11 protein-coding genes are annotated in these 13,099 nt (G+C 65.4%); 4 read left to right on the forward strand and 7 right to left on the reverse strand.

What is annotated here, in order from left to right; translation table 11 throughout:
* Window positions 1-85 precede the first annotated feature (85 nt).
* Complete coding sequence (locus FRF71_RS03920) at window positions 86-1,696, reverse strand: tetratricopeptide repeat-containing sulfotransferase family protein (protein ID WP_192900028.1); 1,611 nt, start codon at window positions 1,694-1,696, stop codon at window positions 86-88.
* Window positions 1,697-1,766: 70 nt separating this feature from the next.
* On the opposite strand from FRF71_RS03920, the gene FRF71_RS03925 reads away from it, so the two are divergent.
* Window positions 1,767-3,065, forward strand: coding sequence for an amino acid permease (locus FRF71_RS03925; protein WP_238339405.1), 1,299 nt, complete (start codon window positions 1,767-1,769; stop codon window positions 3,063-3,065).
* 151 nt (window positions 3,066-3,216) lie between these two features.
* Here FRF71_RS03925 and FRF71_RS03930 read toward each other — a convergent pair whose 3' ends face one another.
* Together FRF71_RS03930 and FRF71_RS03935 are read right to left on the reverse strand one after the other, a co-directional pair.
* Window positions 3,217-4,815: a phytoene desaturase family protein gene (locus tag FRF71_RS03930; protein WP_147089334.1), complete on the reverse strand. Its 1,599-nt coding sequence runs from the start codon at window positions 4,813-4,815 to the stop codon at window positions 3,217-3,219.
* A gap of 107 nt (window positions 4,816-4,922) precedes the next feature.
* Window positions 4,923-6,113 (reverse strand): aromatic ring-hydroxylating oxygenase subunit alpha, encoded by a 1,191-nt coding sequence (locus FRF71_RS03935; RefSeq protein ID WP_420359392.1) that lies wholly within the window; start codon window positions 6,111-6,113, stop codon window positions 4,923-4,925.
* A 49-nt stretch (window positions 6,114-6,162) separates the two neighbouring features.
* Here FRF71_RS03935 and FRF71_RS03940 point away from each other — a divergent pair, with 49 nt between their 5' ends.
* A complete protein-coding gene (locus tag FRF71_RS03940) occupies window positions 6,163-6,801 on the forward strand; it encodes a TetR/AcrR family transcriptional regulator (RefSeq protein WP_147089335.1) in 639 nt (212 codons plus the stop codon).
* Here FRF71_RS03940 and FRF71_RS03945 read toward each other — a convergent pair.
* The gene (locus FRF71_RS03945; protein WP_147089336.1) at window positions 6,773-8,170 is read right to left on the reverse strand and encodes a M20/M25/M40 family metallo-hydrolase; all 1,398 of its coding nucleotides are present in this window, start codon (window positions 8,168-8,170) and stop codon (window positions 6,773-6,775) included. The two genes, FRF71_RS03940 and FRF71_RS03945, sit on opposite strands and share 29 nt — an antisense overlap.
* A 50-nt stretch (window positions 8,171-8,220) precedes the next feature.
* Window positions 8,221-9,351 carry a phospholipase D-like domain-containing protein gene (locus tag FRF71_RS03950; RefSeq protein WP_147089337.1) on the reverse strand — a complete coding sequence of 377 codons (1,131 nt, stop codon included), beginning with the start codon at window positions 9,349-9,351 and terminating at the stop codon, window positions 8,221-8,223.
* 68 nt (window positions 9,352-9,419) lie between these two features.
* Between FRF71_RS03950 and FRF71_RS03955 the strand changes: the two genes are divergently transcribed.
* Window positions 9,420-10,646: a glycosyltransferase gene (locus FRF71_RS03955; protein ID WP_147089338.1), complete on the forward strand. Its 1,227-nt coding sequence runs from the start codon at window positions 9,420-9,422 to the stop codon at window positions 10,644-10,646.
* Between the two features lie 116 nt (window positions 10,647-10,762).
* Complete coding sequence (locus FRF71_RS03960; protein ID WP_147089339.1) at window positions 10,763-11,428, forward strand: L,D-transpeptidase family protein; 666 nt, start codon at window positions 10,763-10,765, stop codon at window positions 11,426-11,428.
* 3 nt (window positions 11,429-11,431) lie between these two features.
* Here the strand turns inward: FRF71_RS03960 and FRF71_RS03965 are convergent, their stop codons facing one another.
* Window positions 11,432-12,229, reverse strand: a complete 798-nt coding sequence (locus tag FRF71_RS03965) for an SDR family oxidoreductase (protein WP_147089340.1) — start codon at window positions 12,227-12,229, stop codon at window positions 11,432-11,434.
* A gap of 12 nt (window positions 12,230-12,241) precedes the next feature.
* Window positions 12,242-13,024 (reverse strand): SDR family NAD(P)-dependent oxidoreductase, encoded by a 783-nt coding sequence (locus FRF71_RS03970; RefSeq protein WP_147089341.1) that lies wholly within the window; start codon window positions 13,022-13,024, stop codon window positions 12,242-12,244.
* Window positions 13,025-13,099: the final 75 nt, after the last annotated feature.

A 13,099-nucleotide genomic window follows, 5' to 3' on the forward strand; every position in this document is an offset into this window, starting at 1 on the left:
AATCCGGACTGTCTGATTCCGTACGCGGCGCAGGTCAAGCGGGGCCACCTAGACGTTCGTCGATCAGGTCCGCCGCGTGGCAGAATTACAACGCTTCGGGAACCGCCGGATAGGCCGCGAGCACCGGCCCGAGCGCGGCCTTGAGCGGACCCAGCCAGGGCTCATAAGGCAAATGCGCCTCGGTCCCTTCACGGAAGATCGGGCGGCGGACCTGTTCCGAGCTGGGGGTGCGCACAGCCCGTTCGGTGCGGTGGAATTCCAGGCAGGCCTGCTCGAACGGCAGGCCGCAATAGTCGAGCAGCGCGCGGACCTCGGCCTCGGTGTCGTCAACCATGCTCTCGTAGATCACGCGGTGCACGCGGCCCGGCTCGACACGGTCCAGATGTGCCATCAGCCGAACATAGTCGCGATAGTACCGCCCCATATCCTCCAGGCTGTAGCTGAAGGCCTGGCCCCGGGCGAAGTGCTGCTTGAAGTTGGAAAAGCAGCAGCCCAGCGGGTGCCGCCGCGCATCGATGATCTTCGCGTTCGGCAGCACCAGCATGATGAACACGACGTGCATCCAGTTGTTGGGCAGCTTGTCGATGAAGAACGGCCGCTCGGTCTTGCGCTGGATGCGGGTGCGCCGCAGGAACTCCTCGCCGCGCCGGGCCAATTGCTCGTGACTGAGTTCGGGCAGGCTCAGTGGATAATTGCCCTCGCGCCGGGCCAGCGCCGGGATGTCGGGCAATTCGGTTGTCCCTTCGACCTGGCTGTGGCTCGACAGGATCTGTTCAACCAGGGTCGAACCGGCGCGCGGCATGCCAAGCACGAAGATCGGGTCCGGCGCATCGCAGCCCTGCCCGGCGCGCGCGGCAAAGAATTCCGGAGTCGCCAGTTCGATCAGCCGATCGACAAAGCGGGTGGTCTCATCCGCGTCATAATCCAGTTCAGTCCGGCGCAGGGCATTGCCGGCCGCGTAATGCGCAAAGCTCGCCTCGGCCTCGCCCCGATCCTCAAGCGCCTTGCCCAGCGCGAAATCGAGGTGGAAGCGGTCTTCCTTGGCCACCCCGCCCTGCTCGAGCGCCGCTTCCATCGCGGCGATATCGGCTTCGGTGAACTTGACGGTCTTGAGATTGGCCAGGCTCCACCAGGCTTCGCCAAGGGTGGGCATCAGTTCGATCGCCTTGCGATAGGCGCCGATCCCGTCATCCAGCCGCCCCACTGTCTTGAGCATATGGCCAAAGCTCATCCAGACGCGCGGCTGGTTGGGCGCCTGGGCCAGAACGCGGTCATACAGCGTGATTGCCTCGTCAAACTCACCGATCCGGCCAAGCGCCGCCGCCTGCAGGTTGGCATGGCCGGGATTATCGGGCTCTTCCTCGGTCACCCGGTTCAGCTCGGCAATCGCCTCGGCCGGGCGGTTCTGGCGATAGAGCACAAGCGCCAGGTTGGCGCGCGCGGGGGTGAAGGCCGGGGCCAGTTCCAACGCGCGGCGCAGCAGGTTTTCCGCATCGCCATAGCGCCCGATCCGCCCGGCGAGTTCGGCGAAGAGCCGGATCGCGAAAACGTCGAGCGGATCCTCTTTCAGGTGCGCGCGCAGCAACGGCTCGGCAACCGGCAGATCGTTCTCGTTCATCGCCATCGCGGCCTGGATCAGCCGCGGATGATAGCGGCCAGCGCGGGCCAGCCAGGATTGATTGATCTGCGTGCTCATGCAGCGCCCAAGAAACATGGTGACGCGGCGCGATCAAGCGATAGGTTGCCCGGCGAAGGGGATAAGGCCGATGGAACGCAAGTTGGGGTATTGGGCGCTGCTGGCGCTCGTCATCGGTAACATGGTGGGATCGGGGATCTATATCCTGCCCGCGCAGCTTGCCCCGCTCGGCTGGAACCAATTCGCCGGCTGGGGTATCACGATCGTCGGCGCGCTGGCCCTGGCGCGGGTTTTTGCGTCGCTCGGCGCGCGGTTGCCACTCGCTGGCGGACCCTATGCCTATGCCACGGCGGCTTTCGGACCGCTGGCCGGCTTCACCACGGCCTGGGCCTATTGGGTGATGAGCTGGGTCGGCAATGCCGCCGTCGCCGTCGCCGTGGTCAGCGCCCTGTCATTGATCTTCCCGGCGCTCGGCACGACGACCGGCGCGCCTGCCTTGCTGGCGGTTGGCTGTGTCTGGATCGTTACCTTCATAAATATCCGCGGCGTGCGCGAGGCGGGACGGTTGCAGGAAGTGACCGTGGTGCTGAAGCTGCTGCCGCTGGTCGCGCTGATCGGCATCGCGGTGTGGCTGTGGCTGACCGGTTCGCCGCGTGCACCCGATCCCGGCGTGCCCTTCACTGCGGACAATGTCGCGCTGGCCGCAGGCCTGACCTTCTGGGGTTTTCTTGGCCTTGAGGCAGCCACGGTTCCCGCCGACAAGGTCGAGAACCCCGGCCGCAATATCGCCCGCGCCACCGTGATGGGCGTCATCCTGACCGGCCTGGTCTACTTCGGCATTTCCTTCGCCTTTGCCCTCTTCATGCCGGTGAGCGAGGCCGCCGCCAGCCCGGCCCCGATTGCCAGCTTCCTGGGCAGGTACCTGGGCAGCGACGTGGCGATTGCAGTCGCGCTATTCGCCGCGATCAGCGCCTTCGGCACGCTCAACGGCTGGGTGCTGGTCCAGGCCGAGATGCCCTGGGCCATGGCCAAAGGCGGGGTTTTCCCGGCCTGGTTCGGGGTGGAAGGCAAGCACGGCACCCCGGTCCGCTCGCATCTGGTGTCAAGCGGACTGCTCAGCGGCATCACCCTGCTCAATTACCAGAAGGGTATGACCGACCTGTTCGGCTTTATCGCCTCGGTCAGTCTTTCGGCTGGCCTCGTCGCCTACCTGATGGCCGCGCTGGCCGCGCTGCGGCTGGCGCGCGACAACACGCTGACGCTGCTGGCCGCTTTGGTCGCGGTCGCCTTCTTCTGCTGGGCCGAATATGGCCTGGGCGGCGAGGCGATCACCTATGCCGCGCTGCTGATCGGCGCGGGTCTGCCGGTGTACTGGGCAGTGCAAAAGAACCGCCAGCTAGCCTCCTCCCCCTCGATGGGGGAGGGATAGCGAAGCTTGGCTGCATGGCAGACTATCGCAGCTTGGGTGGGGGTGATCTTGCCGCTAACCATTACGCTGCGGGTGAACACACCCCCATCCAACTACGACTAGCGAGCAAGCTCGCAAGTCTGCGTATCCTTCCCCCATCAAGGGGGAAGGGTCAGGAACGCAAGAGCTTCCTGATCAGCGGGCGGTCGGCCAGGATGGCATGGGCCGCGTTGTGGCCGGGCGCGCCGGTCACGCCGCCGCCGGGATGGGTGCCCGCGCCGCACATGTAGAGGCCCTTGATGGGCCCGCGATAGTCGCCATGCCCCAGCACCGGGCGCGCCGCCCACAGTTGGTCGATCCCCATCGTGCCGTGCATGATATCGCCGCCGATCAGCCCGAACTTGCGCTCAAGATCCCACGGCGAGTGAATCTGCGTGGCGATCACGCTTTTCCTGAAGTTCGGCGCGTGATCGTTGACCGTGTCGATGATCAGGTCCGCCACCTTCTCGCGATTGGCATCCCAATCGACCGTCGGATCGAATTGCTGGCAGAACAGCGAAGCGACGTGGCAACCCGGCGGGGCGAGGCTGTCGTCCACGGTCGAGGGGATCTTGATCTCGACAATCGGCTTCTTTGACCAGCCATGCTGCTGGGCATCGATGAAGGCCTGGTCCATGTAATCCATGCCCGGGGCGATGATGATCCCGGCGGTGTGATGCTCGGCCTGCTCCTTGCCTGGCAGCACTGAGAAGTCGGGCAGTTCGGACAGCGCCACGTTCATCCGGAAGGTGCCCGAGCAGGTCTTGAAGCCCTTGATCCGGCGCTGGAAGTCCTCATCCAGATCGCTCTGGTCAACCAGCTGGCGATAGAGGAGCGCGGGGCCGGCATTGGAGGCGACGATCGGCGCGATCAGCTCTTCACCGCTTTCCAGCTTCACGCCCTGGACCTTGCCGTTGTTGACCAGGACCTGTGCAACGGGTGCCTCAAGGCTGATCTCGACGCCCTGGTCTTCGCAGGCGCGGGCCATGGCCTGAGTGATCGCGCCCATCCCGCCGACCGAGTGGCCCCAGGCACCCAGCTTGCCGTTCACTTCGCCGAACACGTGGTGCAGCAGGACATAGGCCGAACCCGGCGTCGAGACGCCAGCATAGTTGCCGACTACGGCATCGAAGGCGAAGGCGGACTGGACATAGTCATGCTCGAACCAGCCATCGAGGAACTGGCGGGCCGACTTGGTGAAGATGTCGAGCAGGTCGCGCTGGACCGACAGGTCAAGGTTGGCCATCGGCCAGCCTTGCTTGGCCGCCGCGACCAGCGAGGCCAGGCCCCCGCCGACGTTGGGCGGGATCTGCAAGGACAGGTCACGCAGCACGTTGGCGACCTTTTCCAATGCCGCATCGTACTTGGGATAGGCTTTGGCGTCGTGCTTGGAGAAGCGCGCGAACTCCGCCTCGGTCCGGCCGGGGCCGCCACCCAGCTTCACGTAATCGTTCTCGAACGGGAAGAAGTTGCTGATCGTCCGCTCGATCACGCGGTAGCCGTAATCGTGCAGTCGCATGTCGGCGATTACCTTCGGCCGCAGCAGGCTGACCGTGTAGCTGGCGGTCGAATTGCGGAAGCCGGGATGGAACTCCTCGGTTACCGCCGCCCCGCCGACGATGTGGCGCCGCTCCAGCACCCGCACTCGCATCCCCGCGCGAGCAAGGTAGAAGGCACAGGTCAGGCCGTTGTGGCCGCCGCCGATGATCAGTGCGTCGTAAGTCTTGGTCACTTCGTTCTTCCCCAGTTTCGTCACCCCGGACTCGATCCGGGGTCCCGCTGCCACTCCGCCTCAGGAAGAAGCGGGACCCCGGGTCGAGCCCGGGGTGACGGGACCTGCTAGTTGTGCTTCGTCTTGCTCCATCCCGGCGCCGGTTGGAACGGTTGGCGCGCCTCCGGGATCAGCGCCCGGATCTTGCGGGCAAAGCTGCGCAGGCAAACCTCGCTCTTGCCGATCGGGCCGTTGCCGTAGGTCTTGCTCTGCATGCCCTGCTGGACGCGGGTGATCAGCCAGGTATCCTCGGCATTGACCACCCGGTTGATCCGCCAGTTGGCATAGCGCGCCAGCTTCATCTCACGCCGGCTGTCTGGCAGGGCATAGGCCACTTCGCGCAGCAGGCACTCGGTCGGCGAAATCGGCAGCCACTGCATGAAGTCGATCTGGTCGGCGTAGATGTCGAAGGCCATGTTCGGCCACAGCTTGTAATAGAGCCAGCGGCCGTGGGCTTCCTCGGGCAGGTGCTCCACGCGCGGCAGGTGGCTGCGATAGAAGCGCTCCCAGAAGTTCTGCTTCTCGTTCTTGACCACGTCGCCATAGAGCCGGTCGGCCCAGCCGTGGGCCTCGATCCGATAGGTCTTGCCGACCAGCCGGGTCAGGCCGTCATGCGCGACCGGGATGTGCAGGTTGTCCGAATAGTTGTCGCCCACGTTCTTCCAGTTGACCCCGCGCGGGCGCAGCCGGACCGGGGCCATCCGCTCCATCTCTTCAAAGCGGTACTGGCTGACTTCGCCCTCGAACGGCGCCATCATCTCGGTCACGGTCGGGAAGCCGCCGGGGGCCAGGTTGACGAAGATGAAGCCGTGCCAGACCTCGGTCGCGACCGGCACCAGCCCATTTTCTTCCAGCTTCAGCGCCGGATATTCGCTCTTCATCGGCACGCCCGAAAGGCGCCCATCGGTCTCATAGGCCCAGGCGTGATAAGGGCAGACCAGCTTCCTGGCGCAGCCCATCGGCCCTTCGACCAGCCGCATCGCGCGGTGACGGCAGACATTGGTGAAGGCGCGCACCCCGCCGTCGTCACCCCGGATCACCACCACGCTTTCGCCCAGGTAATCGATCGTCTGGTAATCGCCGGGGCTTGGGATCTCGTTGACGTGGCAGACGATCTGCCACGACGGGCGGATCACCCGTTCCATCTCAAGGTCGAAGAACTCGCGGTCGTGATAGATCCAGCCGGGCAGGCTGAAATCGGCATCGGGATCGACCTCGGGCCCGTCGATCTCGGCGACGATGGCTTCCAGCTTGCCCAAGTCACGACTCCCTCAAACCTTGTTGGACGCTCGTACAACAAGTGCTAGGATGCCGCAAGTGACCACCCAGCCCGCCTTCCGCCGGTCAGAACCCGATGCGCGCCGCCTGAGCCTGATCGAGGCCTGCGCCCGCGTGCTGGCGCGCGAGGGGATCGCCGGGGCGAGCGTGCGGACCATCGCAGTCGAGGCGGGCGTGTCGGCCGGGCTGGTCGGGCATTACTTCGCAGGCGTCGATGCGCTGATCGCGGCGACCTATGCCCATACCGGCGCGCGGGTTGACGCGGCGCTGGAGGCGGCGGTTAGAGCGGCGGGTGAGGACCCGCGCGCGCGGCTGGAAGCCTTCGTCACTGCCAGCTTCGCCGCGCCGATCGCCGATCCCGAGCTGCTGGCGACCTGGATCGCCTTCTGGAGCCTGGTTCGCGCCCGGCCAGAGATCGCCGCGCTGCATGACGAGCAGTACGGCGGCTTCCGCGGCCAGCTGGAAGGGCTGCTGGCCGATTGCGGCCTGCCCGCCACGGCGCTGCGCCGCACAGCCATCGCCATCACTGCGCTGGTCGATGGGCTGTGGCTGGAGCTATGCCTCTCACCCCGCGAGCTGGCGGCAGACGAAGCCGCCGCCATTGCCCGCGATGCGTTGGCCGCGCTTACTTCGACAGCACTTACTTGGACAGCGCCGGCAGCAGGCTGAAGTAATAGATCAGGCCGGGACGGATATTGCGCAGCTCGACCCGCTCATTGAGGCCGTGCGAGAAATCGTCGCTGTCCTTGATGAAGATCGGGCTGATCCCATAGCTCGGCACGCCCTTGGCGCGGTACCACATCGAATCCGATGCGCCCGAGCTTTGCGCCGGGATCACCGGCACCTTGGGCCAGGCCGCCGCCATCGCCTTGTCCACCGCTGCCAGGTAATCCGGCCGCATCGGCGAGGCATTGCTTTCGGTTGCCGTTTCGCCGGTCACGTCGGTGAACTTCACCTCCGGCACGCCCGCCACCTTTTCCAGCTCGGCGATGATCTGAGCGCGGGTGTGGCCGGGGAATACGCGGCAGTTCACATTGGCCGTCGCGCGCTGCGGCAGCGCGTTCACGGCGTGGCCGCCGTGGACCATGGTCGGCACGCAGGTCGTGCCTACCTTGCCGACATAGCCAGTGCTGGTGCGCAAGGTGGCAACGGCCGCTTCGTCATTCACGTTCGCGGCAAAGGCACGCATCGCGGCGGCCAGCTTGGGATCGCTTTCGAACTGCGCGGCCTTTTCGAAATAGGCCTTGGTCAAGGGGTTCTGCTCGGCCTTGAAGCGATAGTCGCCAATCCTGGCCAGGGCCTGTGAGAGCTGGGCAATCGCATTCTCGGCGCGCGGAGCCGAGCTGTGGCCGCCGGCATTGGTCACTTCGAGCTGGATATCGACATAGGTCTTCTCCGCCCCGTCCCAGGTCCAGTACAGCGGCTTGCCGGTCGCCTCGTCGAGCGCGCCGCCTGAACCGTCGGTATTGAGCACCATGTCGGCATCGGCAAAGCGATCGGCCAGGATCCGGCCGGTCTTCATCGTGGTTTCCTCGTCGCCCGAGAAAGCGATGATGATGGTGCGCTTGGGCTTGAAGCCGCCCTTGCGCAGTTCCATCAGCCCGACCATCGCCAGGATCTCTGAAAACTTCTGGTCGCTCGCGCCGCGGCCATAGAGGTAGCCGTTCTCAACCACCGGGGTGAAGGGATCGCGAGTCCAGTCCTTGGGATTGGCCTCAACCACATCCATGTGGCCCGAGATGATCAGCGGCTTGAGCTTGGGATCGCTGCCCTGCCAGGTCGCGACCAGATAGGCCGTGTCATCAACCGGGGTGATCTCGATATCCTTCTCCGCCCAACCGGCGCCGAGCAGCGCGGTCTTGTAGAGCTTGGCAACGTCGATCGTACGGTTGCCCCCACCCTGGACCGACCGCAGCGCGATCGACTGCTTGGACAGCTCCAGCACCTGGGCTTCGGCCGTGGCACTCGGCACCTTGGGCGGGGCGGCCATGGCGGGGACGGCAAGAGTGGCGGCAAGCAGCAGGGCAGAGCGGCGCATGGGGGTTCTCCTTTGGACCGCTGCCTAGAGCAACGATCCGGATTTGCAAACTAGTCTGCCCAGTCGGCGATGCGCGGACCGTGGCTGAGCAGCGCAATCGCGCGATCCGCCGCACCCAGCGCCATTCGCGCGCCCCACGACCGAAAGGCCGAACGGTCGCTGGCCATCGGCGCGGTGCTCCCGGCCTGCAACGGAAACAGCACGTGTTCGCGGAACTCTTCGATCAGCGCGGCATCGCGCAGCACGGCGACATATTCGGCATTGGCGCGGTAGGAGACGAAATCGAAATTGCTCGATCCCACCACCAGCGCTTCGCCATCGATCAGTGCGGCCTTGGCGTGGGTCATCATCGGGGTCAGGCGAATGCGAATGCCCGCCGCATCGGCCACGCCCAGCAGATAGTCGCGGATGATCGGTTTGTTGTTGGGGCGCGGGGTATAGAGCGTAACCTCTGCCCCGGCCCGCGCGGCCCGGCCCATCGCCTCGACAAAGGGAAAGGTCGGATAGGCGCTGACCACTTCGAGCGATTGACGCGCCCCGGCAAAAGCATCGATCAGCGGGGCGAAACCGGCGGGATTATCGGCCCCGTCCATGCTCAGCACGGTGGCCCCGCCGATCTCGGCTGAAGCGCTGCCGCCTTGCCCAAGCCAATCGCGGTGGAATTCCCCGGCCAGCCAATCGGCCAGGCCCGGATGTTCGACCCGCACCATCATATCGTGCCAGGCAAAGTTGTGATCGGAGAAGTTGATCCCGCCAAGCCAGGCGACATCATCGATCACCAGTAGCTTCTTGTGGTTGCGCAAGGCGTAGCGCAGCGGATTGCGGCCGATCGGATTGGTCACCCGCACCCCCGCACCCTGGCGCAGCAGGCGGCCAAACATGGCCGCCGTGGCGCGCGCCTCGGCATGGATTGCGGGCTTGCGGGTAAGCGCTAGGAAGGTGTCGTTGATGACTTGGCGGGTATAGTCATCGACCAGCACCCGGCGGTCCGGTGCGTGGCTGTGGCCGATCGCTTCGGCCACTGAGAGCCCGGCGGCATCACCCTCAAACGTCATTGCCTGGATCAGCACGCGGCGCTGGGCGCCCAGGATGTCCGTCCGGCAGCGCCCCCAGAACGCGGCCGAACCGACCAGCAATTCGGCCACCAACGGTTCATCTTTCGGCAAGGGAGGATTGCCCATGGCGACAAGGCCTTGCCAGTCGGGAATGACAATGGCAAGGCCAGCCCCGGTCGCGAGGAAGGTGGTATATGCACGCTCCAGCTCCTCCGCACCTTGCGATCGGTCGTCCGCTCAAGGTGCTGCTGCTGCTCTCCTCGCTCCATGGCGGCGGGGCAGAGCGGGTCGCCGTGCACCTGCTCAACGGCCTTGATCCCAGCCGGATCGATGCGCGGATGGGCCTGCTGCGCAAGGCCGGACCCTATGTGAACCTGGTCGAGGACGAGAGCCGGCTGCTGGTTGCCCCCGACGGTGAGACGCACTTCAACTATGATGGTCCGAACTCGGACCAGTATGCCCCCGGCAAGCTGGTCAGCAGCGCGGTGCGGGCGCCGCTCGCCTTCCGGCAAATGGTCAAGGAAACCCAGCCCGACGTGGTGATGAGCTTCCTTAAGGGTACCAACCTGCTCGCCTGGCTTTCGCTGATGGGCCTGGGCCGCCACCGCCCGCGCTGGATCGCGCGCGAGGGCAACAACGTGTTGGCCGTGGTGAACGAGGAAGCGCCCAACGAATTCGTCCGCAAGGTCTCGCTTGGCCTCACCAGCCGCGCCTATAACCGCGCCGATGCGGTCCTGGCCAATGCCACCGACATGGCCGAAACCCTGATCGCCGATCTGTCGCTGAGCCGCGCAAAAATGCGGATGATCAACAATCCGATCGATCTCGGCACGATCACCGCTGCCAAGGATCAGTCGGTTCCGGGGGCGCCGAAGCGGCCCTACATCATCACCGCCGGGCGGCTGGAGTACCAGAAGGCCCACGAAGTGCTGTTGCGAGCCTTTGCGCAGAGCGGTTTGTGGCGCAGCCACGCCCTGGTGATCCTGGGCAAGGGCAGCCGTCTGAACGAGCTCCACCGTCTGGCCGCGCAGCTTGGCATCGGCGAGCATGTCCGTTTCATCGGCTTTGTCGCCAACCCCTATGCCTGGATGGCCAAGGCCGACCTGTTCGTCCTGCCATCGCGCTGGGAAGGCTTCCCGACTGTCGCGGCCGAAGCACTGGCCTGCGGCGCGCCGTTGCTGCTGACCGACTGCAAGTTTGGCCCGCGCGACGTGATCGAACCCGGCGTTTCTGGCGAGCTGGTTCCAGTCGACGATGTCGATGCCCTGGCGCGCGGGATGGCAGATCTGATCGCCGCGCCCGAGCGCCGTGCCGCGCTGCGCGAAGCCGGCTTTGCCCGGGTCCAACGCTTCGCGATAGACGAGATGGTCGAGCAGTACGCCACCCTGTTCGAGGAATTCGCCCCGGTTCCAGCGCGTTAACCCTTTTGCGCTATCCGGTCTCGAACGGAAAACAGCCATTTCAGCCCGCTGGCGCTGGACGGCGTTTTGGCTAACACGCAGGCTGCGGATTTGGCGAGCAAAGGCGCAAAAGGTCAATGAAGTTCAATGCCTTGACAGGGATGGTGGCGGCCTTCGTCGCGCTGGTCGGCGCGGCTGGCTACCTGTTGGTGCAGGACCCGGCACACCGCGCCAAAGGCGTTGCCGAACAATCGAGCAAGCCGGTCGCCGGAGCCGATTTTGCCAAGCCCGCCGCGCAGCCAACCGCCTCCCCGGCCGCCAAGCCGCGCGACGAGCGTTTTGTGATCAAGCGGATCCTGCCGATCACCGGCCCGATCAAGTACGGCGAATGGCACTGGGACGAAACGGGCGTGCCCGCCGACGGCCCACTGGTGATGACGGTCGATCTTGACGCGCGGGTCCTCTCAGTCTTCCGCGGCGGTTATGAGATCGGCGCGACTGCGGTACTCCTCGGGACCACCGAAAAGCCGACTCCGCTGGGCAAGTTTCCGGTGATCTGGAAGAAGGCCGATCACTATTCCAGCACCTATGACGGCGCCCCGATGCCCTTTACCCACCGCCTGACCAACGATGGCGTGGCGATCCACGGGACCAAGGTGGAAAAAGGCTATGCCAGCCACGGCTGCATCGGCGTGCCGAACGACTTTGGCCGTAAGCTGTTCGCCGTCACCAAGGTGGGGGACGTGGTCTACATCACCCGCGGCAAGCGGATCGGCAAGGGCGACTCCCTCGTCGGAGGCTGACCGTCAGGCCAGCCCCTTTTCCAGGTTGCGCGGGGTGGCGTCGCCCAGCTGGCTGCCGCCATCAATGTCCAGGATCGTCCCGGTGATATATCGCGCCGCGTTCGAGCAGAGGAACACTGCGCCTTCGGCGATTTCCTCGATCTCGCCCCAGCGCTTCATCGCGATCCGGTCGTAATGCTTCTGGCGGGTATCCGCATCAGGCGCGAGCCGGGCCATGCCTTCCGTATTGGCGATCGGCCCCGGCGAGATGCCGTTGACCCGCACGTCCGAACCCCATTCGAGCGCGAGCACGCGGACCAGCTGGTTGATCCCGGCCTTGGCCGCACAGGCGTGGGCCTGAAGCTGCACGGCATTGACAGCCTGGCCGGCCGTGATGGCGATCAGCGAGGCGCCGGGCACGTTGAGCAAATCGTGGCAGCCGCGAAACACGTTGAAGGTGCCAAGCAGGTCGATATCGACCACAGTCTTGAAGGCATTGGCGCTCATCCCCAGGGCCGGGGCAAGGAAGTTCCCCGCCGCGCCGGAGACGACGATGTCCATCAGCCCGAACTCATTGCGAACGTGCTCCATGGCCGCACGGATCGCGCCATAGTCGCGCACATCGGCGGACAGGCCGATCGCGCCATGCCCAATTTCGGCGGCGGCATTGGCCGCCTTTTCCGGGTTGCGGCCGCAGACCGCGACCTTGGCCCCGAGTTCGGCAAAGCGCTTGGCGATGCCCAGGTTGATGCCGGAAGTGCCCCCGGCGACGAAGGCGACCTTGCCGTCAAGGATGCCGTCACGGAACGGTGATTGGGTCATATCGGTCACTCCTTAGCGCGGGGCCATGCGGATCGCGCCGTCGAGGCGGATGCACTGGGCGTTGAAATAGGTGTTGCGGGCAAGTTCGAGCGCAAGGCTGCCGAATTCCTCCGGCTTGCCGAGCCGCTTGGGGAAGGGCACCGAGGCCGCCAGGCTTTCGAGCACTTGCGGCTTGGCCCCCAGCATCAGCGGGGTGGCGAAGATCCCGGGCATGATCGAGTTGACGCGAATGCCAAGGTCCGACAGGTCGCGCGCCATCGGCAACACGAGCCCGTTCACCCCGGCCTTGGCCGAACCATAGATCACCTGGCCGATCTGCCCGTCCTGGGCAGCGACCGAAGCGGTCAGCGTAATGCAGCCCCGCTCACCATCTTCGAGCGGCTCCAGCCCGGCCATCCCTTCAGCCGAGATTGAGGCGATGCGGTAAGAGGCGACGAGGATGCCCTGGACCCCGTATTCATAGTCTTCGGTCGGCAAGCGCTTGAGCTTGCCGGCTTCCTTGTCGAAGGCCAGCGTCTTGCCGCGGCGGCTGGTCATGGCGCAGTGCACCGTGATCCGCTCTTGCCCGTGCGCCGCGCGTGCCTTGGCAAAGCCGGCGACGACCGAATCCTCCAAAGTGATGTCGACATGGCAGAACAGCCCGCCGATCGCCTGGGCGACTTCCTCACCCTTTTCGCTGTTCACGTCGAAAATCGCGACCTTTGCACCGGCTGCTGCCAGAGCTTCGGCAGTAGCCCGGCCCAGACCCGATGCGCCGCCGGTTACGACGGCGGCAATGCTCGAATCGATCTTCATTTGACTCTCCCTTTAATCGGTCGATTAATGCCGGGAGAGCAGGTGGGCGGCAACCCCCACAAAAAGACCAGACGG

Source organism: Novosphingobium ginsenosidimutans (assembly GCF_007954425.1).
In the GTDB taxonomy this organism is placed as follows: Bacteria; Pseudomonadota; Alphaproteobacteria; order Sphingomonadales; family Sphingomonadaceae; genus Novosphingobium; species Novosphingobium ginsenosidimutans.